We start from the raw sequence: 24418 nt of genomic DNA, 5'->3' as shown, positions 1-24418 counted from the left end.
GGTAGGCCGACAACGGTCGGCTAGACTCACGGCATTTATCAGGCTAGCGTCGATGCAGTTGATATGAAAGCTGCAGTGAGTAGCTTGACGCGGATGCGAGTTCCAGATCAGGCAACGGATTGTGGGTGTTCCGAGGTCCTCGGGATACGATTACGTGTGCTTCCGCTACATGCGCGACGGCACAGTCCGCCTTCCAGCTTTCAACTGCCCGACAACCTTCCCGAAGAGGTGCCCCGTTTGAACGTGCTCAGAATGAGCGAGCGACCCGGCGGGCTGTCGATCACAAGGAACCCAGTATGAGCAAAACCGACTCCGTCCCGCACGTCGAATTGACCGACGCGAACGCACGAGCCGAACTGATCGAGCGTCAGCCGTTGCAACTCATCGGGCAGCGTTCCGGACTGTTCAGGGGAACCGGCGGCTCGCTGGCGGACATCTGGGCGCACCGAGAGCTTCTCGGCCTACTAGTCCGCCGTGAGCTGAAGGCTCGCTATAAGGACAGCAGTCTGGGCGTCGTCTGGAGCCTCTTTCGCCCGCTGGCCCAATTGCTGATTTACTACTTCGCCATCGGGCAGATTCTTGGAGCAGCTCGGGGCACGCCGGATTTCGCAATCTTTGTTTTTGTCGGTCTGACAATGTGGGGACTGTTCTCCGAGATCGTGTCGGGGAGCACCACCTCCATCATGTCCAACTCGGGCCTGGTCAAGAAGGTATATCTTCCGCGTGAGATCTTCCCGCTAAGCGCCATCGGCGGAGCGCTGTTCAACTTCTTGGTCCAGCTGGTGGTGCTCGTAATTGCAATCGTTGTGCTCTCCAGTTTTCCGTTCGTCTTCGGTTGGCAGCTCTTGCTGGCACCTCTTGCTGTGGTCACGCTCGTCGTCTTCTCGACAGCACTCGGGCTCGTTCTCTCGGCCGTCAATGTCTATTTGCGTGACACCGAACACCTCGTCGAAATCTTCATTATCATCCTCTTCTGGGCTTCGCCGATCGTGTATTCCTTCACCTACGTGAACAGGCTGCTTCACGGTGGTTGGATCGAGCAGTTGTATCTCGCGAATCCCGTCACGGTTGCCGTCATCGCAATGCAGAAGGCCGTGTGGGCCGCCGGAACGCGCGCAACCGGTGACTTGGCTCAATCCTGGCCGAGCGATCTTGGGATCCGGCTCATCATCACCCTCGTAATCAGCCTCGTCCTGCTCTGGCTCGCGCAGCGAGCGTTCGCGCGCTTGCAGGGCAACTTCGCACAGGAACTCTAATCGATGACAACTCCCCAACTCGTGAGCGTCAACAATGTGTCCAAGCGCTTTCTGCTGCATAAGGACAAATCGTTCAAAGAGCGCATCGTCAATTTCGGTGCGTCCCGGCGGCATCGTGACGACTTTTGGGCACTCCGCGACATTGATCTGCAGGTCAACCTCGGCAGCACGGTCGGGCTGATCGGTCATAACGGTTCAGGCAAGAGCACCCTGCTCAAGGTGATCGGGGGAATCATCCAACCGTCAATCGGCTCCGTCACTCGGCGTGGCAGACTGGCGGCGCTGCTTGAGCTCGGTGCGGGATTTCACCCGGATCTCACGGGTCGCGACAATGTCTATTTGAACGCTGCGATCCTCGGCCTCACGCACAAGGAAACCGACCGCTACTTCGATGAAATCGTGGATTTCTCGGGCATTGAATCATTCATCGATACTCAGGTCAAGTTCTACAGCTCAGGTATGTATGTACGACTCGCCTTTGCCGTGGCAGTACATGTCGACCCCGATTTGCTTCTCGTAGACGAGGTGCTCGCTGTCGGTGATGAGCCGTTCCAGCGCAAGTGCATGGAGAAGATCTCCCAATTCCAGACCGAAGGCCGAACGATCATTCTGGTCAGCCATTCGGCGGAACAAGTCGGCAGCCTGTGCGATCGCGTGGTTGTCCTCGATGGTGGCCGTGTTCAGCATGACGGCGATCCGGGCGAGGGCATCCGCATCCTCCGAAGCGGGTATCAGGCAGTTCGGGAGAGCGTTCAAAAGGCCGCAGATGGGTCCCGCGCCCGACTTGCATACGAGGTCGCATCGTTCGAAACTCAGACGATCATCGATGGTGAAACGACGACGCTCATCGCGCGCCTGGGTGTCGACATCAACGATCCAACACCTCACTGGGGCGTCGGCTTTTCAATTGAGAACACTCTTGGCCTTCAGCTGTACAACATGACGACGTTCAAACAGATTGACCTACCGAATACCATAGGCCGCCACAACCTGACGTTCGAGATCCCTGACCTCCCGTTGGCGCCCGGGCAATACCTCGTCAACGTAGGACTCGGGAACCTCGCGGGCCAGAACTTCGATCTGAAGACGCCCGCCGGCTCCTTCGACATCGTCGGCGATGATTATGGCAACGGCTTGCTGCGCCTCGCTCCGCGGGTTTCTGTTGAGTGATTTCCGATCCCAACCAACCCGATCCGGCTGGATTAGTCGACTACCTTGCGGATAAGTCAGCGTCGTGCCGGTTCTTACGCCGGTGTTCAAGCGACCCGGCCCGAATCGCGCCGTGATCCTCTAGATCAACTAATGTCGAGCGTCGGTAGCTGCTCCATTTGCGCTGCTGATACGCCGGATTCACGACGAGCCAATAGAGCTTCCTGCGCCACGAGTATGCCTTGTCTCGCGAAATTCTGAGAGAATCACCGAGTGTGCCTCGCACGGTATGTTTGACGGCTTCCAGCCGACCCATCGGTGGAAAGGCGTGGCCGATCTGTCGCAGCCCAACTGTCTCGTCAAAGATTCGGTGACCATACTCCTTCAAAGTGAGGTCATTTGAATGCGTCACCATCGCACGTGGGGCATACGCCTTCGTGTATCCCGCCTCGATGAGGTCCCGACCGAACATCTGATCCTCGGCGTATCGCACGTCACGATAAGAAATAACATCGGTCAAGAAGCTCCGGCGGGCTGCAGAGTTCACATCGGAGTAGTACGACATTGCGTCCAGCGCCGCCACGTCCTTGAGAAATGGCAAATCATAGAAGAGCGTTGTGCCAAAGTCCGGACCGAGATTTCGAAACATTCCATGGATTTCATACTTCTGAAGTGGGAACGCCTTCGACCTCGCGACCTGCTTGCCCAGCACTGCGACGACCTGCGGGAATCGGTGGAATGGGTCAATCAGTTCGGTCAGCCAGTGTTTCGTGGTCGGGACAGCATCGTGCGTCAAAAACGCCACAAACTCGCCCCTTGCCTCTTGCGCCGCTAAATTGCGCGTGCGGCCGTGTCCAAACTCCTTGTTGGGGATCTGGATCAGCCGCACCTCGGGATGACTTGAAATGATTTCGAGGGTGGAATCAGTAGAGCCGGAGTCGATCACGAGAATTTCGAACGACTCCGCAAACTCTTGCTTCGCAAGTCGGTTCAGGATCTTGCCGAGATACCTCTCGCCGTTGTAAGTGAGAATCGCGACCGTGACGGTTGGGTTTTCAGACACCGAGTTCTTCCTCTATTTCTGCCAGTGTCAATCGCACGCCATCGTCGAGTGAGGTGAGGGTTTCGCCACCGAATTCTGAACGAAAGCGTCTCGTATCGAGAACCACTCGATCCACAAAGGTAGGCGGTGTCGGTTGATGTTCAATCGAGAAGTCGATTCCGCTGACACGGCGTAGAGACTCGAACACCTCGGACACCGAATATCCTATTCCGCTGCCGAGATTGTAAACGTCAAATGCCGTTTCCCGGTCGACCGTCGCAACGATCATCCGTACAAGGTCTGCAACATACACGTAATCACGCACCATCGATCCGTCGCCATACTGGATGACCGGCTTACCCAGGAGAACCTGGCGCAGCGCGATCGGAATCAGACCCTGCTTCTTACGCGGATGCTGACGGGTGCCGTATGGATTAGAGATACGGAATGTCGTCGATGCGAGTCCGTGCGTTGCATCGAAATATCGCAAGTAGCGCTCAATCGCGAGCTTTCCGATGGCATACGGCGAGATCGGCATCGTTTGATCCGTCTCCGCATACTCACTCCTACCCTGCTGGCCGTAGATGGCGCCGCCGGTCGAAGCGAAGTAGAAGTGCGCAATTCCAGCATTGGCACATGATTCGAGTAATTCGACGGTCTGAGCCAGGTTGGTGCGGATGTCCAGCGTCGGATCCGCCTCAGCCGTCGCGGGCGACGTCGTCGACAGAAAATGGAAAACCAAATCCTGCCCCTGCACGACTGTGTCCAAATCAGCTCTGCTCAAGAACTCTCCAACGCAGAGCCGGACGTCGGACGCCTGAAACGTCGGGGTACGGGAACTGAACCGGTCGAACGCGGTAACCTCGTGGCCAGCGCGTGCCAACTCATCGACAAGATGCGATCCGATGAAGCCATTGGCTCCGATGACGAGCGCCTTAGCCACGCATCGCCTGCTCAAACGCTGTGACGAACTGAACGCCGGAATCCGCCCAGTCGACAGTTGCGACAGACTGAGACATTGCGACCGCTCGTTGCGGCGCGTCGGGCCTTTCAATAACCTCGACGAGGCGCTTCGCAACGGCGATCGGAGAAAGTGGCACATACTCAATGTACGGATTGTCGGACACCATCCGGTTGTTCGCTCCGTCATTGACCACTGGTGCGACACCGCTCGAAATCAATTCCAAGGGAAGCAGTGACATGTTCGACAGAGACATCACCAACCCTGCCGCGCACCTGTTGTACACCTCATTGAGTTCCGAGATCTCCAAGCTTGCGAGGTTCTTGTAGTCGAATGGGATGTTCCAGTTCGACACATCCCAGCCGGCCATGTTGATTGTGATATCCGGTCTGAGCCGAGCGAACTCGGTGAGCGCAAGTACTCCGAGTTCGAACGCCCTCCGAGGCGTCACTGGTCGGGCATAGAAAAAGATTTCGTCGCGCCGCTGCGTGTTTGTGACGCTATAGCGACTCTTGTCGACCGCGAAGTCGAAGTGGTCGGTCTTCATCCCATATTCCGCGTTGAGCTTGTGGGAAAGCCAACCCCCCGCAGTAATGCCGTGGAACCCGAAGCGGTAGGTATTCTCGGCAAGAATAGATTCGCTGCCCAACGGGTAAAAGCTCGGCTCGAAGTCTTGAACGAAGTAGAACCGACGGGCACGCGAGCCGTCAAGGTATGCGGGATAAGCAGTCTCCCACCCGGTTGCAAATAGCGCTTGGGTGTCGGCGTCGACACCTTTACGCGTGTCGTACATACGGATGTCTGCATCAAGGTGCGGATAAGCGTCGGTCGACGACAACATCGCGTTGACCTCAGGAACGCTGACCGCGCCACCACTCGACGTGTACAGGTAGATGGTGCAGCGGTGACCAGCTTGTTCTGCAAACTTGATGAAACGGAAGAGATTCTGATGGCCACCCGATTCTTTTCCGGGCGGTGACATGATCCACGCGATCTTTACCGGGCCATCAGCGACCGTGATCGGATCGGCCAGTTGCGCTGCCGGCTGGGTCCAGTCCACCCCGGCCGCGTCATCCATCGCAACAAGCATCATCGGACTGTTCACGCTCACCCGCTGGTAGGCCTTGCCCAACAGCCGGGCAGTCAGCGACCGCGGGCCTTCGTCGCGGAGAATGCGAAAAGGCCGGAGCACCACCCGCGACGATTTGGCAAAGAACGCCTTGGCGCCTTGTTCCCGGATGACTCGAATGCTTCTGTTCAACACGCGCGCCGCAACCCCTCTTTCTCAGATCTCGCTACTGCGCGATTCGGCCGACAGTCAGCGTGAAAGCTTACCAATCGGTGCCTGTGCATTCATGGGGCACAAACAACCGACCCGACCGCTAACCATTCAATAGCCCTTTGACGTATGCACCGTATCCGCTCTTCAACAGCGGTTCGGCCAGCCGCGCCATCTGCGCATCGTCGATCCACCCAGCGCGCCACGCGATCTCTTCGATGCAACCCACCTTAAAGCCTTGCCGGTCTTCGATCACCCGTACGTAGTCAGACGCCTGCATCATCGATTCGAAGGTCCCGGTGTCGAGCCATGCTGTTCCCCGATCGAGAACCTGCACCTGCAGCTTGCCCGCGGTGAGATACCTCTCATTGACTGTTGATATCTCCAACTCGCCTCGGGCACTCGGCTCGATCGCCTTAGCAATCTCGATGACCGAGTTGTCATAAAAATAAAGGCCAGGCACGGCGTAGTTGCTCTTGGGCGTATCCGGCTTCTCTTCAATCGAGACCGCCCTGAAGTCGGCGTCGAACTCGACAACGCCGTACGACGTCGGATTGCTGACGTGGTAAGCGAAGATCAGCGCACCGTCGATATCACCATGCGCGCGTAATGACGATCCCAGGCCAGCCCCGTGGAAGATGTTGTCGCCCAGCACCAATGCCACCGATTCGTCGCCGATGAACTCCTCGCCGATGATGAACGCCTGCGCCAGGCCATCGGGAGACGGCTGAATCGCGTAGTCCAGGTGAATGCCGAGATCGGAGCCATCACCAAGCAATGCGCGAAACTGCTCGTTATATTCAGGGGTGGTGATGATCAAGATCTCTTTGATGTCGGCCATCATCAGCGTCGACAACGGGTAGTAGATCATCGGTTTGTCGTAGATCGGCATGAGCTGCTTTGAAATGCCCTTGGTGATCGGCCACAGCCGCGTACCTGACCCGCCGGCGAGGATGATGCCACGCATGATCTAGTCGTCCTTGCTGTTGAGAGAGGCACTGTCCAGGGATGCATATAAGCTGCGCGCCGCTTCCCAAGTAGGCAGGAAGCCGGATGCTGCGGCGTCAGTGAGGCCACTTGCCTCTGTGTCTTTCGGGGACAGCAGAAGCTCGCCGGCCTCTGGCGGAAACACAAGCGCGATGTCGGGGTCGAGCGGATTGATGCCGTGCTCGTGCGAGGGGTTGTAAACGTCCGTCACGAGATAGCTCACTGTCGCATTGTCGGTGAGCGCAACAAAGCAGTGCCCAAGGCCTTCGGCAACATATATCGCTCGACGATCCGTGTCGTCGAGCAACACGGAGTCCCATTTGCCGAACGTCGGAGAACCCACGCGGATGTCAATCACGTAATCCAGCACGGCGCCGTGTGTAGCTGTCACGTACTTGGCCTGACTCGGTGGAATGTCCGCGAAATGGATGCCGCGCACCGACCCGCGCTTTGAGACGGACGTGTTGCCCTGCCGAAGATTCAACGAGTGCCCGATCGTCTCTTCGAGCCGATCGAAGCGATACCACTCCAGGAACACACCACGATCGTCGGCGTGTAGTTGAGGAGTAATCTCATAGGAATCGGGAACTGCTAACTCACGGATCTGCACCCGCCGAGTCTAACAATCAGCGCTCCGGTAGACTCGACGGGCGATTCGCGGACAGAAAGCATCCCCTCACACAATGAAGATTCTCGTCACCGGCGGAGCCGGTTTCATCGGTTCCAACTTCGTGCACTATGTGCTGCAGAACACCAATCACGACGTAACGGTTCTCGACAAGCTCACGTACGCCGGCAACCTTACTTCGCTTGAAGGTCTCCCTACCGACCGGTTCAAGTTCGTCAAAGGCGACATTGCAGACGCTGCTGTCGTCGACGACCTATTTGCGGGCCACGACGCCGTCGTTCATTATGCCGCCGAGAGTCACAACGACAACTCGCTCGACAACCCCCGCCCATTTCTCGACACCAACATCATCGGCACGTACACGCTGCTTGAGGCTGCTCGCAAGCACAACACGCGCTTCCATCACATCTCGACGGACGAGGTCTACGGCGACCTTAAGCTCGACGACCAGCAACGTTTTACCGAAAGCACGCCGTACAACCCGTCGAGCCCATATTCGTCGACCAAGGCCGGGAGCGACCTCCTGGTGCGCGCCTGGGTGCGCTCCTTCGGCGTTCAGGCGACGATCTCGAACTGCTCCAACAACTACGGCCCATACCAGCATGTGGAGAAGTTCATCCCGCGCCAGATCACCAACGTGTTGCGGGGCGTGCGCCCGAAACTCTACGGCTCCGGTGAGAACGTGCGCGACTGGATCCACGCCAACGATCACTCCTCCGCCGTGCTGACGATTCTCGACAAGGGCACCATCGGCGAAACATATCTCATCGGCGCAGACGGTGAGAAGAACAACAAAGACGTCGTGCAACTGATCCTGACCGAACTCGGCCAACCGGCAGATGCCTATGATCACGTCATCGACCGACCCGGCCACGATCTGCGCTACGCGATCGACTCCAGCAAGCTCCGTCGTGAGCTCGGCTGGGCACCTCAATTCTCGGACTTCCGGGCGGGCCTGGCAGACACGATTAACTGGTATCAGAACAACGAAGCTTGGTGGTCGCCGCAGAAAGACGTCACCGAGGCCCGCTACACCGCACAAGGACAGTGAGCGTGCGCTACCTCGTCACCGGAGCATCCGGAATGCTGGGCCGCGATCTGCAGGCCGCATTGGTCGGCCGTGACGTCTCCGCGCTCGGTCACGCCGATCTGGACATCACCGATCCCGACGCGGTTCGAGCCGCTGTTGCCGGGCACGACGCCGTCATCAACGCCGCTGCTTATACAAAAGTTGATGACGCCGAAACTCACGAAGATGATGCACACGCGGTAAATGCGACGGGCGCGCAGAATCTGGCGATCGCATCGGCAGAGATCGGCGCACGACTGGTGCAGGTTTCGACGGACTATGTGTTTCGTGGGGACGCGACCACACCGTACCCGGAGGACGCTCCCCGCGACCCCATCAACGCATACGGCCGGACTAAGGCTGATGGCGAGCGTCTCGCGATCGCTGCGCATCCGGACGGCACCTACGTAGTCCGCACGGCTTGGATTTACGGCGAGCATGGCTCTAACTTCGCCAAGACCATGCTCCGGTTGGCCGGGTCGCACAAGACGGTAAGCGTGGTGACAGACCAACTCGGGCAGCCGACTTGGACCGGTGACCTCGCCGCCCAAATCGTGCAGCTGCTCGACGCGGATGCTCCGGCCGGCGTGTATCACGGCACAAACTCGGGCGAGGCGAGCTGGTTCGATTTCACCAAGGCGATCTTCTCGGCCGTTGGCTTGGACCCGGCACGCGTGCTGCCGACGGATAGCTCTTCGTTCGTTCGACCTGCTCTGCGCCCCGCCTATTCCGTGTTGGGGCACGACGCTTGGGCCGCAGTCGGCCTCAGCCCACTGCGCGATTGGCGCGAGGCGCTGGCCGAGGCTGCGGCGACGGGTGCTCTCGAGTGACGACTGAGCAAACCTCCGCTCGCCCCTCTGGCGGTGCTGTCGATGATGCTCTTGCGTGCGTCACCGTCAGTTTTCGTTCCGGGGACGCACTGGCCGACCTCGTTCGTTCTCTCGAGACGGGCACTGTGTTACCTGCGCACACCGTTGTTGTGAACAACGCGCCGGATGACGCTATCGAGATCGGATCCTCCGTCCTCTCGATCGAGATTGTCGAGGCCGGCCGCAATCTCGGCTACGGCACCGCCGTCAACCTCGCTGTACGCAAGCTGAGTGACGCCATCGAGTGGGTGCTGATCACGAACCCCGATGTGCGGATCGATACGCACGCACTCGAGCGGCTTCTCGACACGGCTCAATCGTTGCCGCTCGCCGGGGCATTGGGTCCGCTGATCCGGGACGGCCGTGGCAAGGTTTACCCTTCTGCGCGCGAGCTTCCTTCGTTGCGTACCGGCATCGGGCATGCCCTGTTCGCCAATGTGTGGCGGGGCAACCCGTGGACAAAACGCTACCGCGGCCAAAATCGGCCTGCTGGCACGTCCTGGCGACAGACCGGGTGGCTCAGCGGCTCCTGCCTGCTGGTACGACGCGCGGCTTTCGATGCCATCGGCGGGTTCGATGAAAGCTACTTCATGTACTTTGAAGACGTCGATCTCGGCAAACGGTTAGCTGAGGCCGGTTGGCACAACGTATACATGCCGACGGCGTCCGTCGTACACACCGGCGCACATTCCACGGCGACATCGGCATCAGCCATGCGCACGGTGCACCACCACAGCGCATATCAATACCTGGCACGCAAGTACAGCTCCTGGTATCTGTGGCCGCTGCGCGTCGCGCTGCGCGTCGGACTGGCGCTGCGTTCGCGGCTGACGCGCGGCGGTTGATCCATACCGGTCCGGGTGGTTGCCTGCCTGCTACCCTCACAATCAAACATTGTGATCGGCACCTACGCTTAGTTTTTGGAGATCAATGACAACAACGCTGCAGGTGATCGCGGAACAAATGGCCGCGCTGGTTCCTAACGGCATCGGCCGGTACAGCGAGGAACTGACGCGTGAGCTGATCGCCTCCGCACCGGCCAGGTGTGAGGTCGAAGCAATCGTCGCAGCACATCCGAAGGACGAGCTTGCCAAGATCCGCAATCGTCTTCCAGGGCTCGCTCACCTGACGACCGCGCCCCTGCCACCGAAGGAGCTTGCCAGGGCCTGGCAGTATGGCGTTCGGGTGCCGATCGGTGGCAACGGTATGGTGCATTCGCCGAGCCTGCTCGCCCCGTTGTTCAAACACGACCGTCTCAACCATGGTGGGCAAGTTGCCGTCACGATTCATGATGCCGTTCCTTGGATGCACGGTGCTGAAATGCACACCTCTGCTCGCGGATGGCGAAAAGCGATGGCAAAGCGTGCGCTCAAGCATGCTGACGCTGTCATCGTTCCGACACACGCCGTCGCACGCCAGCTCGATGCGGCGCTCGACTTCGGTGACAGGATCCGGGTAATCGGGGGTGCGGTCGGATCGACCCTACGCGTGCCCTCGGACAGTGACGCTCGAGCTCGCGATCTTGGGCTGCCGAGCGACTACGTGCTCGCCATCAGTTCGCTGAATCCACGGAAGGCACTCGGCTCGTTGATCGAAGCGATGAGTCTGCCAGGTGCCGCCGGGCTACCCCTCGTCGTTGTCGGGCCCGAGGAGTGGCACGGGCAACGTGTCTCGACTGCCGCGATGGAAGCAGGCCTGCCTGAAGGACGGGTGCTCACACTGGGTCCACTCGATGACGGGGACCTGTCGGTCGTCCTGGATCGAGCCGGCGTCTTCGTGTATCCCAGTCTCGCCGAAGGCTTTGGGCTGCCCGTGCTCGAAGCATTCCATTTCGGCACGCCCGTGATTCATTCGGACGACCCAGCTCTCCTCGAGGTCTCCGGCGGAGCGGGCATCGCCGTCGAACGTACTGCAACGGGCAGCAGTTATCCCGAACGGCTCGCCGATGCCATCGGGCTAGTGCTCTCCGATGGCGAATTGGCGGGCCGTCTCCGCGTGTTCGGTCAGGATCGCGTGCGAGCGTTCAGTTGGCGTGACTCTGCACAACTCGTCTGGCAGCTGCACGCGGACCTCTGACGGAGTGGCCTCAACCAGCCGTCGGCGACGGCGTCGCCGGCGCCAGCGCCTTCTGCACCAACTGGTGGATCTCCGTGTAGTCCGGGTCGGTCGTGTCGATCAGGGGCGGCACCAACTCAAGGTTGGTCACCGGCAGCTTGCGGGTCTTCATACCGAGGTCTACGAAGTAGCCGAGCATCGACTGCGGAATATCCGTCTTGACGACCTGTGTTCCGGCCTTGGCGATGTCGTTGAACTTCGTGACGACGTTCACAGGATTGACCTGCTTGAGAATCGCGTCCTGCAGCTGCCGCTGCCGCGCCATCCGGTCGTAATCACTCGTGCCATGCCGCGAACGCGCATACCACTGCGCCGTGTAGCCGTTCATGTGCTGCTCACCGGGCATGATCCAGCTGACGACACCGTTCAGGTTCTCATCGCCGCCGATCGGCAACTTCTGCGTCACGTTGATGTCCACGCCGCCGAGGGCATCGATCAGGTCTGCGAAGCCCTGCATGTCGATGAGCACGTAGTACTGAATCTTGAGCCCCGTCGCACCCTCGAGCGCGTCCCGCATCGCCTCGATACCCGGCTCGCTGTTCTGCTTGGTGGCGTTCGGGTACAGGTTCGCCTTGTAGAGCTCGACCTCGGTGTAGATCGAGTTGAGCTGGCAGACATCCACATCGCACTTGTCGTTGTAGCCGTAGCCGTTCGGATACAGCGCGTGCATCGGTGAATCGGCCGAGAACGGCGTGGGATTCAGATCGCGTGGCAGGCCAATCGTCACCGCTTTGCCCGTGTCGGCGTCGATGCTCACCACTGACATGCTGTCCGGTCGCATGCCGTCTCGGTCAGGCCCGGCATCCCCGCCGAGCAGCATGATGTTGTACCGGCCGTTGACCGGCGGCTGACTCGGCCCTGCGGAGAAAATACCGCTCAGCGCCCCACGTGCACCGCCGGCGATCACGGCGCCGTACGCCGCGGTGCCCGCGACAACGACCAGGAGCAGCACAGAGAATGCCGCAATCAGCGCCCTCGCGGCCGGCGCGGCTTTGACCAGCCTCACCAGCCGCAGCGTGTCCAGGGTCAGGATAATCCACAACACCACGTAGCCAACGGCCACGATCTGAACGGCCCACAGCATCAAAGTTTGAGTGAAGAGCGTGTAGATCACACTTGGCCAGAGCAGATAGACGACGAGGGCCACGATCGCCAGGCCCCAGAGTGTCAGCGTCGAAACGAGACCGAAGCGGCCGAGCCTGCGGTTTCCGGCAAGCACCTGCACAGACCCCGGGATCAGCACATTGAGCACCACGAGCCACCAGCCGCGGCGCGTCATCAGCTGTGTGGAACCGGTGTCCGGATAACGGATCGGGCTTGCGATGCTGCTCATAGCGCCGAAAGGAGTTTCGCGTTCTTCTGCTCGACGGATGCCGCCAGCCCGGCAGCGTGCGCCGCCAATTTTTCAGTCAGCGCGGCATCCGCTGTCGCAAGAATTTTCACGGCGAGCAGCCCCGCATTGGTCGCACCGCCGATCGACACCGTGGCGACCGGAACACCGGAAGGCATCTGCACGATCGACAACAGCGAATCGAGGCCGTCAAGCCTGGCCAGCGGCACGGGCACACCGATGACGGGCAGTGTCGTGACCGCGGCCAGCATCCCGGGCAAGTGTGCTGCTCCCCCCGCCCCAGCGATGATCACCTTGATGCCGCGTCCGGCGGCTTCTTTGCCGAACGTGATCATCTTCTCCGGTGTGCGGTGGGCTGAAACCACCTCGACCTGATGTGCGACGCCGAAGTCGCTGAGTGTCTGACTTGCGTCGCTCATGACAGCCCAGTCGGAATCCGAACCCATCACGACGGCGACCACGGGCTGCGCGGAATTCAGAAGAGGCATGGCCTCCATGCTATGGCTCAGCCTTGGAAGAACGCGGCTGCGCCACGCGCTTGGTACACCACCTCGTCGAGGTCGTCACCGCTGGCGGTCACATGGCCGACCTTCCGGCCCGGCCGCGACTCCTTGACATAGCTGTGCACCTTGACGAGCGGATGCGCCGCGAACGCATCCGCGTATCTCTCGACCATGCTCTGCCCGGTTGGCCCACCCAGAATGTTGACCATCACCGACCAGTCGTCGCGCATGCCCGTGCCGCCAAGCGGCAGGTCGAGCACCGCGCGAAGGTGCTGTTCGAACTGGCTTGTCGTCGAGCCGTCGATCGACCAATGCCCGCTGTTGTGCGGCCGCATCGCTAGTTCATTGACGAGCAGCCGGTCATCCGTGGTCTGGAACAGTTCGACGGCAAGCACCCCAGTCACGCCGAGTCCCGTGGCGACGCGCACCGCGATGTCCTCTGCGACTTCGGCAAGTCGCCCGGCCGAACTCGGAGCTGGCGCGATCACCTCTGCACACACGCCGTCGCGTTGCACCGTCTCGACGAGCGGCCAGGCGACGACGTCGCCCGATGGTCGTCGAGCGACCTGCTGGGCGAGTTCCCGTTGGAAGTCGACGAACTCTTCGATCAGGAGCCCACCGCCGCGGCCGTCCTCCGCCAGCGCCGTGAACCAATCGTCGGCTCCGTGCGCTTCGGAGATGACGCGAACGCCTTTGCCGTCGTACCCGCCGCGAGCAGTTTTCACCACGGCGCGCCCGCCGTGCGTCGCCAAGAATGCGCCGACCTGCTGGGAGTTCTCCACCCGCGCCCAATCCGGCACCGGCACGCCCAACTCCGTGAGTTTCTCGCGCATCAGCAGCTTGTCCTGTGCATAGAGCAACGCGTCTGGCCCGGGATGCACGGCAATGCCTTCGTCGACCAGTGCTCGCAACACCGACTGCGGCACGTGTTCATGATCGAACGTCACAACGTCGACAGTGCGGGCGAAGGCCAAAACGGTCTCGATTTCACGGTAGTCACCGGCTGCGGTGGCGGCCAGATCGGCGGACATGCCGACCGTCTCTTCGAGCACGCGCAACTCAAGCCCAAGATTCACGGCGGCCGGAATCATCATTCTGGCCAGTTGGCCGCCGCCGATCACTCCGACGATCTTGCGTGTGGTCATTGCGATGCGACTTCCTATCGTTGTCTTAGAGATCATTCAGAAAGCAGCAGTGAAACTCACAGCGCGCGGCTGCGGAACCCGCGTAGGCTTTCGAACGCTCCTTAATCTTCGTCCATCAGGCTGGTAGAGAACATGTCAGAACGCATCGCCCCTCGCAAAGCGCGTTCGGCGTTCGTGCTGCAACTTCTGAAGTTCGGCACCGTCGGTGGTGTTGGTTTCATTGTGAACCTGGTCGTGTTCAACGCACTGCGGGCGACGATCTTCAACCCGAGCGTAGAGCACTACGGGCCGCTGTATGCCACGATCGTCGCGACCATCGTCGCCATCACCGTGAATTGGATCGGCAACCGGTTCTGGGCATTCTCCGATGGCCGACAGACGAATACCGCCCGTGAGGGCGTCGAATTCTTCGCCGTCAGCCTGGTAGGCATGCTGATCCCGCTCGCGTGCGTGTGGATCTCCCACTACCTGATGGGGTTCACGTCACCCCTCGCGGACAACATCTCGAACAATGTGGTCGGGCTCGGGCTCGGCACCCTGTTCCGGTTCGCGCTCTACCGCTGGTGGGTCTTCTCCCCGCGCCGCCCGCACGCGCTTCGCGCAGCCCAGGACGCGGCATCCGCAGCGGCTGTGGCAGATGCGGTCGCGGCAGCGACGGCGAGCACACCGACCGCCTCCGCCCTAGCGGCGGCCGAAGACCCCGGTCTGGTCGGGGAGCGCTGACTGCTGTTGCGCCTGCTCCTGCGCGCGACGCGCGTTGAGCAGGTTCTGGCTGTTCTCCATCAGGTCGTGAAGAGCGCCCTGCACGAGATTGGCCTTGGGAACGTCTTTGAGCACCACCGGCTGGTCCACGCCGGACTCGATCCGGATATCACCAGAGCCGAACGCCGCTTGCAACCAGTTCTTCTTCACCGTGACGTCGTAGCCGCGGCTGTGCATGACTTCCCGCCGCACACGCACAAAGAAGCCACTTCGCAGGATCATCCGCCGGGTCGTGATCGTGTAACGCGTGCTCAGCCAGAACGCGAGCGGCAGAAGAAAAAGCAGCAGCACGATCAGGGCGGCAGCGCAGAATACGGCCAGGTTCTGCCAGAATTCCGGCAGGTTGCCACCCCAATAGCCGACCGCGCCGCAACAGGCGATCAGAACGATGCTCGGCCAGAAGAGGATTCGCGCGTGCGGCCGTAGCCGCGCGATCACGCGCTCGGCCGGCTGCGCCAGGCTCGCCTCAACAGTGGTCATGAGTCATTAATACCTCAAATGCGTGACGTCGCCCGCGGCCACCGCCGTGAGGGCGTCATTCGTGTCCACAATGAGACGCCCAAGCTCGTCCAAACCCGTCGCGATGCCGGTGAGCGGCGCGCCCCCAGGCACGTGAACCTGCACGGCTCGGCCGATCGTGTCACAGGCGGATGCCACCTCGCGGTGCAGCCCGCTCGCCTCGGCATCCCCATTGGCGGCCACAAAGCCGCGGTAGAGGGATTGCAGTTCGGTGAGGTAGGCCGCGAGCGCGGCATCCGGATCGGGGTTGGCGAGCCCGGCAAGCGCCAGCGAGGTCGCCGTATCGACGGGTAGTTGATCGGCCGTGATGGACACGTTCAGCCCGGCCCCGACGACCACACCGGCACCATCCGGCAGGAGCTCGGAGAGGATGCCGCACAGCTTCTTGCCGCCGACCAGCACATCGTTGGGCCATTTCAGGGTGGCGTCAACGCCGAGGCTGCGCACCGCGCGGGTCATTGCAAGGCCTGCAAGGAGTGGAATCCAGCCGACGCTGTCGACGGAAAACTCCGGTGCGGATGTGCTGGGCCGCAGCAGTACCGAGATCGCGAGCGAGGTGCCCGCTGGGGCGCTCCAGACGCGATCCAGCCGCCCGCGCCCGCTGCGCTGGTCGTCGGTGACGATCACCGAGAGCTCCGGCCAGGATGCGGCATCCGCCCCGGTCGCAGCGCGAACGAGCTCGTCATTGGTCGAGCCAGCGTACTCGAGCACGCTCAGTCGCGGAACAAGGGCTCGGCTCTGAGGAAAGTCCATACCTCCATTCTCCCTTGCAGCCCCCGCTGCGGTTACAAAACGACGGAGATGTTCGCAGACACGCCACTCGCCCAGCCACTCGGCCGGCGCGTCACCAAATAACTCCGTCGTTTTGTAACCGCTGACGGCCGAGGCGGGCAGGCTGCGGCGAGCGCCACACAGGCCACGGACCAACTGCAAGCCCCAGCTTTGTGTGATTCCGACAACGAGTTGGCCCACACACCTGCCGGTAGAGTGAACGGCGTGACGCAGAACGAATCAACGGTGAGCGAGAATCTCGCCACGACGGCAGGAAAACTCGCCGATCTCAAGGCCCGCTACCACGAAGCCGTGACCGCAAGCGGGCTCGCCGCGGTGGAAAAGCAGCATGCCAAAGGCAAGATGACGGCGCGCGAGCGGATTGACCTGCTGCTGGACCCGGGTTCGTTCGTCGAGTTCGACGAGTTCGTCCGACACCGCACCACCGCGTTCGGGATGGACGCGAACCGACCGTACGGCGACGCCGTCGTCACCGGCGTCGGCACGATCCACGGCCGCAATGTCGCCGTGTACTCGCAGAACTTCACCATCTTCGGCGGTTCGCTCGGCGAGGTCGCCGGCGACAAGATCATCAAGGTGATGGACCACGCGCTGAAGACCGGCGTGCCGATCATCGGCATCCTGGACTCGGGTGGCGCACGCATCCAAGAGGGTGTGATCGCGCTCGGCAAGTACGGTGAGATCTTCCGCAAGAACACCGCGGCCAGCGGTGTCATCCCGCAGCTGTCGATCATCATGGGCCCGGCGGCGGGCGGCGCGGTGTACTCCCCCGCGCTGACCGACTTCGTGATCATGGTCGACAAGACCAGCCAGATGTTCGTCACCGGCCCAGACGTGATCAAGACCGTCACCGGCGAAGACGTCGGCATGGAAGAGCTCGGCGGCGCTCTCACCCACAACAAGATCTCCGGTGTCAGCCACTACCTGGCCAGCGACGAACCGGATGCCCTCGATTTCGCCCGCACGCTGATCAGCTTTCTGCCCGACAACAACCTCGCCGAACTGCCGGTCTACGAGAGCGAAGCACAGCTCGAAATCACGGATGCCGACCGCAAACTCAACGAAATCATCCCGGATTCACCCAACCAGCCCTACGACGTGACCACGATCATCGAGCATCTCGTCGACGAAGGCGACTTTCTCGAGGTACAGCCGCTGTTCGCCCCGAACATCGTGATCGGCTTCGCACGGGTCGAGGGCCGCTCAATCGGCATCATCGCCAACCAGCCGAACGCCATGGCCGGCACACTGAACATCGACGCCGGCGAGAAGTCGGCCCGCTTCGTGCGGTTCTGCGATGCGTTCTCGATTCCGATCCTGACCCTCGTGGATGTGCCCGGCTACCTGCCCGGCACCGACCAGGAGTGGACCGGCGTCATCCGCCGCGGCGCGAAACTGCTCTACGCGTACGCCGAGGCCACCGTGCCGCTGGTCACGGTGATCACCCGTAAGGCCTACGGCGGCGCCTACATCGTGATGGGCTCCAAGCAGCTCGGTGCGGACATCAACCTCGCGTGGCCGACCGCGGAGATCGCCGTGATGGGCGGGCAAGGTGCCGTCAACATCCTGTACCGAGGTGAGATCAAACGTGCCGAGGAGAACGGCGAAGACGTGGCCGCCGTGCGCACGCGACTCGCCAACGAATACACCTACAACGTGGCCAGCCCGTTCCTCGCAGCCGAGCGCGGTGAACTCGACGGGGTCATCGAACCGGCAGCAACCCGCGTCGCCGTCATCAAGGCGCTACGATCACTCCGAACCAAGCGCGCCAACCAACCGCCGAAGAAGCATGGGAACATTCCGCTCTAACGCGCCACTGGCCGACCTCGCGGAACACACGCCGGGTTCGCGAGACAGACGCCGAGTTCGCGAGAGCGCACGCTGATCAAGGAAGACACACGCCGATGAATGCACGACACTCTGCGGATGCCGACACTCCCCTGGACATCGCCTTCCACACCGCGAACCTCTCGCCCATCGAGATCGCTGCCGTTACCGCCGTCGTGACAGCAGCGCTGGACGCACAGGCGTCGATCGAAGCGGATGCCCCGACCCCGCCCTCTGCCTGGCAACACAGCCAGCGCCGACTGCGCACGCCCATTACGCCTGGCCCCGGAGGGTGGCGAGGCTTCTCCGCCGATCGATGAGGTTCGATCGGCGCGATGCTGAGCGTCGATCGCGGCGGCTCTGTACCCCGATCGACCACGTCGAATGTTGCGCAACACACGCAGTTCTTGCAGACTGGTGATTGCGGATCGTGATATTGTCCCCCAGTGGTCCCCCAAAATGACGACTATACGCCACGCATAGAAGCAGGGATATTAGTACTGCTAGGTGTCTCTCATCGAGTTACACCGCCAATCATTCGCCGACTAGGGTAAGCGGGCGAATGTTTGGGGGCGAGTCGGGGCGATATTCGGGTTATCGCCCCGACTCGGGGCTTTACAAGAGGGTCGGCTTCATGCCGGCCCTCTTTATTTTTGCCCCGATGCCGCCGGACGACCGATGGCTCTGGACGCCCGATGCCTCTGGACGCCCGGTTGTCCCAGGGCGCCCGGTTGCCTATGGACGACCTGTTGCCGCTGGACGCCCGGATGCCTGCTGATCCGATTCGTCCGATTGAGTGCGCGGGATCTCCAGCCACAGCTCGACCTCGTCTTCGACTTCTTCCGCGGACTCACCCTGTTCGACTGTGCGCAAGCCGACAACCGTGACGGCGATCTCGGATGAACGCGGCACCGTACGCACGATCAGCGTGTCCACACGCGCGGTGTGAACGGCACGGGCGAGGCCGTGCAGCACGAGCTCGAGCGCCGGGGCATCCAGATCGTCGAGGCCGCCCTCGTCGAGCAACGTCACGGTCGTGCCGCGACGCCTGGCCGCCCCGACCTCGGTGCGCACCTCATCGTTCAGCAGTTGCCGGCCACGGATCTCGTCACGCATGGTCGCTTCGAGGAGCCTGCACTCCCTGCGCTGACTCGCCGTCAGGTCGCCGCGGTTCCGCACGATCTCCGTCAGCAGGGGCGCCGCCATCCGGTAGGTGTGTGCCAGCCGGTGCTGCCTCTCAGACAGATGCGCCTCCTGCGCCGCCTGCCACTGAGCAGCCTGCCGTTCGGCCAAGATGAACTGCTGCGCGTCGCGCGCGGCTTTGGTCAGCGCGTGGGCGAGCAGCACGGCCGCCGCGACCCAGACCACGCTGCCGACCACCCCCAGGCCGCCGAGGGCAAGCACACTGCCGGTCCACACGACGGTCTGCACGACAAGGAACCCGACGCCGAGCCAGGCGAACAGCTGCCGGCGCCGCACAGCGACGATCGTCATCAGCGTGCCGACCGCCGCAACGTACCAGGTGGCGTAGCCGTTCTGTGCCGACGCATCCAGCTGGCTCGTCACGAGGAGCGGAAGCGCCGCGGCCACGGCGAAGTCGAAGGCGGCGAGCCAGGTCGGCATCCGCGCGGCCTTCGTCGACCACAGCGTGGCCGCTGTCGCAACGGCGTAGAGCACGATCGCGACGATGATCGGGGCGACGTGCTCCGGTGTGCCGATCGAATAGAGCGCCAGGAACACGTGGTAGCCCGAGAACAGGGCAGCCAACGCAATGAGCAGCGCCCGAGGAATCGTGATCATGCCGGCTCACCGCCGCGCGACGGCTCGTCGCCTGCTGCCTCGACAGCGCCCGTCTCGGCAGCGCCCGTCTCATCGATGTTGACCTCACCGGTGCCCGCGTCAACAGTGCCCGCGTCAGCGGGGCCCGCATCACCCGTGCCGGCCTCACCGCCCCAACTCATTGCGATGGTTGTGCCGTGTCCAGGAGCCGAGCGCACGACGACCTGACCGCCGACCCGCGCTACCCGCTCCTGGATCGAGACGCGCAGCCCCAGCCGCTCGGGCCCGAGCGTCGCCGGATCGAAGCCGACTCCATCATCCGTGACCGAAACCTGCACGCCGTGCGGCTGCAACGCGACGATCGATACGGAACGGTGCACGTCTGTTCCACCCGCATGCTGCATGCTGTTCACCATCGCCTGCACGGCCGCAGCGTGCAGGGCGTCCGCGACGGTGGTCGGGATCGGGGCATCCGTCATCTCAGCCTGCGTCACGGCGAACGGCGCAGAGAACGAGCGCGCGGCAGACGAGATGCGTTCGCTCAATCGGTCGAGACTGAGAACCGCGCCCTCGGCGGGCACGGCGTCGGCAGCGGCGTCCAGGTGACCGATCGCCTGCGTTGCCATGCGCGCAGCCACGGCCATTGCTTCCGGTGAGCGCGCTCCCGCCGCGGCAAGCAGAGTGGTCAGCACACTGTCATGCACGATGGCATCGACCTCAGCGCGCTCGGCCTCGCTGGCATGCTCGCGTGCGACCGCCGTGTACCTGTCGAGAGCGGCCGCCTGCGCGAAATCCACACCCGATGCGGCCTGGCGCACCATCGTAACGATGATCAACAGGGCTCCGCCGAGAATCACCGCGTAGATGACGTCGAGGATGGCGCCCGTGAGCGTGGAAGTGCCACCGTAGGGGGAGGCCCGCAGCACACCGTAGATAACTGGCGTCAGCACCGTGTAGGCCGCCGCGACGGGCAGAGTGAACGCAATCGCGGCATACGCCGTTGCCACCGTGCACAGGTACCACAGCCAGGGTGTCGGCGGAACCGCAGCGACGTTGGTCACGAGCAGCGGCCAGGTCAGCAGCGACAGCACATAGACGATCGCGGCCGTGCCCATACTCACCGCGACAGCGCGCTGCACCAGGGCCGCCACCACCACCCACACCATGGTCGCGAGCAGAACGCACGCGCTGACCAACGTCCACGGTTCTGCCAGCAGTCGCACCGCATCCGTCAGCCCGGGAATGATCTGCACAGCGAACACGACACCGAACACGGCGACAACCCTGCTGAAAAGCCGTTCGATGCGGGCACGGCTCAGCGGTTTGCCCGTCGTCGGAACGCCGAGCGGTTGCGGCAGCATCACTGGGTCAGAAATGGCCATTGGGTGCATCCGCGTCAAGACCGGGCAGAATACCGTCCTCAACGGCGCGACGCAGCAGATCCACCTTCGTCGGTGCCGGTCGGCCGACTTCGACGTATTTGGCGCGCACCCGGTCGAGGTATTCGCGCGCCGTCGAATGCGCGATGCCCAATTGCCCGGCCACCGCTTTCAACGGCAGCCCAGAGGCATAGAGGTGCAGCACGTCACGTTCGCGTCGGCCCAGCTGGGCCTTGGCGAAGTCATTGTCCGCGTCGATGGCGCTCGCCCACTCCACATTGTTCAGCACGTTGCCGGACGCCACTGTCGCGATCGCGGCCATCACCGTGGTGGTCGGCGCGGACTTCGGGATCACCCCCGCCGCCCCGGCCGCCAGCGCCTCGCGCACGCTCGCCACCCGATCGGCAATGCTGTGCACGAGCACGGCGAATCCGTGTGCCTGAAGCCGCTTGACATTGTCCGTCACAACCGAGCCGTCGCCGAGCGAGAGATCGAGCACGACGATGTCGCACTCCCGGCCGCCGAGTTTGCGTTCGAGCTCTGCCACGTTCGCGCCTGCTGCTGCCACTTCGAATCCGGCGTCCTGACAGGCAGCACGCAGTCCTAGTCGCACAGACTCGTGGTCGTCGACGATCGCTACGCGCACCATGCGACTCATCGTACCCATCGGATCGCCGCTCATCGGGTCAGCCGGGCAACAAGTTCGACGTGGTGCGTCTGCGGGAACAGATCGAACGCCCGCAACGCACTCACCTGGTAGCCGCCGGCAGCGAACAGCGCGGCGTCACGAGCGAACGCGACGGGGTCGCAGGCCACATAGACGACCTGCGCAGGCGACAGCGCCACCAGCGCGTCGACGACGTCTTTCCCGGCCCCGGACCGCGGCGGATCCAGCACTACAGTCGCTGCCCGTTGACGATCGCGTTCGTGAGCGGATGCCTGCGCCAGCGACCGCGCAACAAACCGGTCAACGCGGTCTGTGATGGCGGCCGCGCCGATCCAATCCACCAGATTGCCCGCTGCGAAGTCCGTGGCCGTCGAATCGGATTCGACCGACGTGATTCGAGTCGACGGGCCGAAGCGATCGCCGACGGCTGCCGCGAGCAGTCCGACGCCGCCGTAGAGATCAAGGTTGGCGGCATCCGGATCGAACAGCGCGGCATCCACCGCCTGCTGCACGGCCGCGGTGAGCGCGGCGGGGGCACCCGCGTGCACCTGCCAGAAGCCGCGCGCATCCAGCCGGAACTCACGCTCACCGACCCGCTCGAGAATCGGATGCGGCGCCGGCCGCTTGCCTTTCGCCCCGGCGCCCTTGCGCTCGCGTTCGTTCACCAGCACGATCTCGCCGCCCGTGCTCGGCCCGATCACGTCGACGGATGCAGAACCCTCGAACCGCCCGCGCAACGGCGCCGCAGCGGCGACAACGGGCGTGGCCAATGGGAGGTCGTCAACGGGCACCACCCGGTGGGATCGGGCGGCGTACGGCCCAACAGTGCCGTCCTGCGCCACCTGGAGGCGCACTCGAGTGCGCCAGCCCAGGCCGCCCGGGGCGGAGGTCGCGGCAAGCGTGGGCGCGGCGGCGAGCGCGGGCGCGGCGGCGGGTGCGGGCGCAGCGGCGGGCGCGGACCCGGCGGGTACGTCCGCGACAGGTGCGGTGGGCACCGGTTCAACGTCGGGCATGAGCTCAATGTGAGCCATGCGGCTGAGGGCGTCGGCGATCACCCGCGACTTCAGTGCGCGCTGGTACTGCAGGTCGATGTGCCCGAACTCAGCGCCGCCCGCGCGCTCCTCAGCGGCACGGTCGATCGATGCTGCCGCCCACACGTGTGCACGCCGATGCGGTGATGCTTCGATCACCTCGACGGCTTCTGCGCGCCAAAAACTGCCGTGGCGAGCCTCCGTCACGCGAGCACGGATGCGTTCACCCGGCATCGTGTCGCCGACGAACACGACGCGGCCCTCGTGCCGGGCAACGAACACGCCTCCGTGCGCGACGTTCGTGATATCGAGCTCGATCTCCGTACCGACGAGGGCGGACTCTTCTGCCGCTACCGCCGGACGCCGATGATTTCTGTTTTTGGCCACCCGTCGAGCATTCCACACCCGCGCCCTACCCGGTGGTCGAGTAGCCAGCGAGCGAAGCGAGCCGGCGTATCGAGACCTTCTGCACCGTCACCAGGTCTCGATACACTCGCTGGCGCTCGTTACTCGACCACCGGTGTACGGCGCGGTCAGTAACCTGAAGAGATGCGCCTGTACCTCGCCTCGACCTCCCCCGCTCGCCTTGCACTCCTGCGGGCGGCCGGAATCGAACCGATCGTCGTGCCGTCGCACGTCGACGAGCCTGCCGCCGTGGCAGCTGCGGAAGCGGCCACGGGCAAGCCACTGAGTTCAGCCGAGCTCGTGCAGCTGCTCGCCCGCGCAAAAGCAGAAGCCGTCGCCGACCTTCTCGTCGACGGCGCACCAATTGACGGCTTGATCCTGGGCGGTGATTCCGCTTTCGAGCTCGACGGCGTCAGCTACGGCAAACCGCATGAGCCCGAGGTCGCCCGCGCACGCTGGCACCAGCAGCGCGGGCGCACCGGCGTGCTGCACTCCGGCCACTGGCTGATCGACCACAGCGCCGCAGGTGCAGGTGCCGCCGCAGGTGCAGGTGCGGGTGCGGGTGCGAGTGCGAGTGCAGGTGCAGGTGCAGGTGCCGGGCCGGCGGTTGGTGCGGTGGCAAGCGCATCCGTCACGTTCGCGAGTGATGTCACCGAAGGTGAAATCGACGCGTACGTCGCATCCGGAGAGCCGCTCGCGGTCGCCGGCGCATTCACCATCGACAGCCTGGGCGGTCCGTTCATCACGAACGTCGACGGCGACCCCAGCACGGTCGTCGGACTTTCACTGTCAACCCTGCGCACGCTCGTCCGCACGCTCGGCTACGACTGGACGAGTCTCTGGAATCGTTTGTAGACATCCCACCGGGTTGTGCAGCATTTTTGTGGGCACCAACCAAAACGG

Annotated in this window: 24 protein-coding genes; 10 read left to right on the top strand and 14 right to left on the bottom strand. The window is 62.8% G+C overall.

Annotation, left to right across the window (positions count from 1 at the left end):
• The first annotated feature begins 296 nt into the window (after positions 1-296).
• Positions 297-1256: an ABC transporter permease gene (locus QU604_RS07170; RefSeq protein ID WP_308468120.1), complete on the top strand. Its 960-nt coding sequence runs from the start codon at positions 297-299 to the stop codon at positions 1254-1256.
• Positions 1257-1259: 3 nt separating this feature from the next.
• Positions 1260-2426, top strand: a complete 1167-nt coding sequence (locus QU604_RS07165) for an ABC transporter ATP-binding protein (protein ID WP_308468119.1) — start codon at positions 1260-1262, stop codon at positions 2424-2426.
• Between the two features lie 40 nt (positions 2427-2466).
• Here QU604_RS07165 and QU604_RS07160 read toward each other — a convergent pair whose 3' ends face one another.
• The 5 genes from QU604_RS07160 to QU604_RS07140 form a co-directional block, all read right to left on the bottom strand.
• On the bottom strand, positions 2467-3468 hold the full coding sequence (locus tag QU604_RS07160; protein ID WP_308468118.1) for a glycosyltransferase family 2 protein: 1002 nt from the start codon (positions 3466-3468) through the stop codon (positions 2467-2469).
• Positions 3461-4390: an NAD-dependent epimerase/dehydratase family protein gene (locus QU604_RS07155; protein ID WP_308468117.1), complete on the bottom strand. Its 930-nt coding sequence runs from the start codon at positions 4388-4390 to the stop codon at positions 3461-3463. Before QU604_RS07155 ends, QU604_RS07160 begins: the two co-directional genes overlap by 8 nt.
• Positions 4383-5672, bottom strand: coding sequence for a rhamnosyltransferase WsaF family glycosyltransferase (locus QU604_RS07150; RefSeq protein ID WP_308468116.1), 1290 nt, complete (start codon positions 5670-5672; stop codon positions 4383-4385). The genes QU604_RS07155 and QU604_RS07150 overlap by 8 nt, the downstream gene beginning before the upstream one ends.
• 118 nt (positions 5673-5790) lie before the next feature.
• Complete coding sequence (rfbA, locus tag QU604_RS07145; protein WP_308468115.1) at positions 5791-6654, bottom strand: glucose-1-phosphate thymidylyltransferase RfbA; 864 nt, start codon at positions 6652-6654, stop codon at positions 5791-5793.
• A 3-nt stretch (positions 6655-6657) separates the two neighbouring features.
• Positions 6658-7284: a dTDP-4-dehydrorhamnose 3,5-epimerase family protein gene (locus QU604_RS07140; protein ID WP_308468114.1), complete on the bottom strand. Its 627-nt coding sequence runs from the start codon at positions 7282-7284 to the stop codon at positions 6658-6660.
• Positions 7285-7357: 73 nt separating this feature from the next.
• Between QU604_RS07140 and rfbB the strand changes: the two genes are divergently transcribed.
• The 4 genes from rfbB (at position 7358) to QU604_RS07120 (ending at position 11316) form a co-directional block, all read left to right on the top strand.
• Positions 7358-8353 carry a dTDP-glucose 4,6-dehydratase gene (gene rfbB / locus QU604_RS07135; protein ID WP_308468113.1) on the top strand — a complete coding sequence of 332 codons (996 nt, stop codon included), beginning with the start codon at positions 7358-7360 and terminating at the stop codon, positions 8351-8353.
• A 2-nt stretch (positions 8354-8355) separates the two neighbouring features.
• Positions 8356-9201, top strand: coding sequence for a dTDP-4-dehydrorhamnose reductase (gene rfbD / locus QU604_RS07130; protein ID WP_308468112.1), 846 nt, complete (start codon positions 8356-8358; stop codon positions 9199-9201).
• Entirely contained in the window at positions 9198-10085 is an 888-nt protein-coding gene (locus QU604_RS07125; protein ID WP_308468111.1) for a glycosyltransferase family 2 protein, read from the top strand. The genes rfbD and QU604_RS07125 overlap by 4 nt, the downstream gene beginning before the upstream one ends.
• Positions 10086-10170: 85 nt before the next feature.
• Positions 10171-11316 carry a glycosyltransferase family 4 protein gene (locus QU604_RS07120; RefSeq protein ID WP_308468110.1) on the top strand — a complete coding sequence of 382 codons (1146 nt, stop codon included), beginning with the start codon at positions 10171-10173 and terminating at the stop codon, positions 11314-11316.
• Positions 11317-11326: 10 nt separating this feature from the next.
• Here QU604_RS07120 and QU604_RS07115 read toward each other — a convergent pair whose 3' ends face one another.
• From QU604_RS07115 to QU604_RS07105, 3 genes are read right to left on the bottom strand one after another with little or no spacing between them, the layout of a single operon-like run.
• Positions 11327-12688, bottom strand: coding sequence for an LCP family protein (locus QU604_RS07115; RefSeq protein ID WP_308468109.1), 1362 nt, complete (start codon positions 12686-12688; stop codon positions 11327-11329).
• Positions 12685-13203 (bottom strand): 5-(carboxyamino)imidazole ribonucleotide mutase, encoded by a 519-nt coding sequence (gene purE / locus QU604_RS07110; protein ID WP_409350004.1) that lies wholly within the window; start codon positions 13201-13203, stop codon positions 12685-12687. The genes QU604_RS07115 and purE overlap by 4 nt, the downstream gene beginning before the upstream one ends.
• Positions 13204-13211: 8 nt before the next feature.
• A complete protein-coding gene (locus tag QU604_RS07105; protein WP_308468107.1) occupies positions 13212-14354 on the bottom strand; it encodes a 5-(carboxyamino)imidazole ribonucleotide synthase in 1143 nt (380 codons plus the stop codon).
• 132 nt (positions 14355-14486) lie between these two features.
• Here QU604_RS07105 and QU604_RS07100 point away from each other — a divergent pair, with 132 nt between their 5' ends.
• Complete coding sequence (locus QU604_RS07100; RefSeq protein WP_308468106.1) at positions 14487-15077, top strand: GtrA family protein; 591 nt, start codon at positions 14487-14489, stop codon at positions 15075-15077.
• Here QU604_RS07100 and QU604_RS07095 read toward each other — a convergent pair.
• Positions 15036-15596: a PH domain-containing protein gene (locus tag QU604_RS07095; RefSeq protein ID WP_308468105.1), complete on the bottom strand. Its 561-nt coding sequence runs from the start codon at positions 15594-15596 to the stop codon at positions 15036-15038. The genes QU604_RS07100 and QU604_RS07095 overlap by 42 nt on opposite strands.
• 6 nt (positions 15597-15602) lie before the next feature.
• Positions 15603-16388 (bottom strand): biotin--[acetyl-CoA-carboxylase] ligase, encoded by a 786-nt coding sequence (locus tag QU604_RS07090; RefSeq protein ID WP_308468104.1) that lies wholly within the window; start codon positions 16386-16388, stop codon positions 15603-15605.
• 234 nt (positions 16389-16622) lie between these two features.
• Here QU604_RS07090 and QU604_RS07085 point away from each other — a divergent pair, with 234 nt between their 5' ends.
• Complete coding sequence (locus QU604_RS07085; protein ID WP_409350003.1) at positions 16623-18236, top strand: acyl-CoA carboxylase subunit beta; 1614 nt, start codon at positions 16623-16625, stop codon at positions 18234-18236.
• A gap of 95 nt (positions 18237-18331) precedes the next feature.
• Positions 18332-18574 (top strand): acyl-CoA carboxylase subunit epsilon, encoded by a 243-nt coding sequence (locus QU604_RS07080; protein ID WP_308468102.1) that lies wholly within the window; start codon positions 18332-18334, stop codon positions 18572-18574.
• 415 nt (positions 18575-18989) lie between these two features.
• Here QU604_RS07080 and QU604_RS07075 read toward each other — a convergent pair whose 3' ends face one another.
• Genes QU604_RS07075 through QU604_RS07060 form a run of 4 tightly spaced genes read right to left on the bottom strand, consistent with a single transcriptional unit; the run spans position 18990 to position 23497 of the window.
• Entirely contained in the window at positions 18990-20054 is a 1065-nt protein-coding gene (locus QU604_RS07075) for a DUF8320 family protein (protein ID WP_308468100.1), read from the bottom strand.
• Positions 20051-21415, bottom strand: a complete 1365-nt coding sequence (locus tag QU604_RS07070) for a sensor histidine kinase (protein ID WP_308468099.1) — start codon at positions 21413-21415, stop codon at positions 20051-20053. The genes QU604_RS07075 and QU604_RS07070 overlap by 4 nt, the downstream gene beginning before the upstream one ends.
• A complete protein-coding gene (locus QU604_RS07065) occupies positions 21402-22061 on the bottom strand; it encodes a response regulator transcription factor (protein WP_308468098.1) in 660 nt (219 codons plus the stop codon). The genes QU604_RS07070 and QU604_RS07065 overlap by 14 nt, the downstream gene beginning before the upstream one ends.
• A gap of 29 nt (positions 22062-22090) precedes the next feature.
• On the bottom strand, positions 22091-23497 hold the full coding sequence (locus QU604_RS07060; protein ID WP_345784277.1) for a class I SAM-dependent RNA methyltransferase: 1407 nt from the start codon (positions 23495-23497) through the stop codon (positions 22091-22093).
• A gap of 162 nt (positions 23498-23659) precedes the next feature.
• On the opposite strand from QU604_RS07060, the gene QU604_RS07055 reads away from it, so the two are divergent.
• Positions 23660-24370 carry a Maf family protein gene (locus QU604_RS07055; RefSeq protein WP_308468097.1) on the top strand — a complete coding sequence of 237 codons (711 nt, stop codon included), beginning with the start codon at positions 23660-23662 and terminating at the stop codon, positions 24368-24370.
• Positions 24371-24418: the final 48 nt, after the last annotated feature.

The organism is Rathayibacter sp. SW19, from assembly GCF_030866825.1.
GTDB lineage: Bacteria > Actinomycetota > Actinomycetes > Actinomycetales > Microbacteriaceae > Rathayibacter_A > Rathayibacter_A soli.
This window is presented reverse-complemented; position numbering and strand designations above follow the sequence as displayed.

Bases quoted from the DNA above. Each gene is read 5' to 3' on its own strand.
- QU604_RS07070 (WP_308468099.1), bottom strand. From the start codon at position 21,415: ATGGCCATTTCTGACCCAGTGATGCTGCCGCAACCGCTCGGCGTTCCG.
- QU604_RS07105 (WP_308468107.1), bottom strand. From the start codon at position 14,354: ATGACCACACGCAAGATCGTCGGAGTGATCGGCGGCGGCCAACTGGCC.
- QU604_RS07055 (WP_308468097.1), top strand. From the start codon at position 23,660: ATGCGCCTGTACCTCGCCTCGACCTCCCCCGCTCGCCTTGCACTCCTG.
- QU604_RS07095 (WP_308468105.1), bottom strand. From the start codon at position 15,596: ATGACCACTGTTGAGGCGAGCCTGGCGCAGCCGGCCGAGCGCGTGATC.
- QU604_RS07120 (WP_308468110.1), top strand. From the start codon at position 10,171: ATGACAACAACGCTGCAGGTGATCGCGGAACAAATGGCCGCGCTGGTT.
- QU604_RS07165 (WP_308468119.1), top strand. From the start codon at position 1,260: ATGACAACTCCCCAACTCGTGAGCGTCAACAATGTGTCCAAGCGCTTT.
- purE (WP_409350004.1), bottom strand. From the start codon at position 13,203: ATGGAGGCCATGCCTCTTCTGAATTCCGCGCAGCCCGTGGTCGCCGTC.
- QU604_RS07100 (WP_308468106.1), top strand. From the start codon at position 14,487: ATGTCAGAACGCATCGCCCCTCGCAAAGCGCGTTCGGCGTTCGTGCTG.
- QU604_RS07115 (WP_308468109.1), bottom strand. From the start codon at position 12,688: ATGAGCAGCATCGCAAGCCCGATCCGTTATCCGGACACCGGTTCCACA.
- rfbB (WP_308468113.1), top strand. From the start codon at position 7,358: ATGAAGATTCTCGTCACCGGCGGAGCCGGTTTCATCGGTTCCAACTTC.
- rfbA (WP_308468115.1), bottom strand. From the start codon at position 6,654: ATGCGTGGCATCATCCTCGCCGGCGGGTCAGGTACGCGGCTGTGGCCG.
- QU604_RS07065 (WP_308468098.1), bottom strand. From the start codon at position 22,061: ATGGTGCGCGTAGCGATCGTCGACGACCACGAGTCTGTGCGACTAGGA.
- QU604_RS07075 (WP_308468100.1), bottom strand. From the start codon at position 20,054: ATGATCACGATTCCTCGGGCGCTGCTCATTGCGTTGGCTGCCCTGTTC.
- QU604_RS07090 (WP_308468104.1), bottom strand. From the start codon at position 16,388: ATGGACTTTCCTCAGAGCCGAGCCCTTGTTCCGCGACTGAGCGTGCTC.
- QU604_RS07080 (WP_308468102.1), top strand. From the start codon at position 18,332: ATGAATGCACGACACTCTGCGGATGCCGACACTCCCCTGGACATCGCC.
- QU604_RS07170 (WP_308468120.1), top strand. From the start codon at position 297: ATGAGCAAAACCGACTCCGTCCCGCACGTCGAATTGACCGACGCGAAC.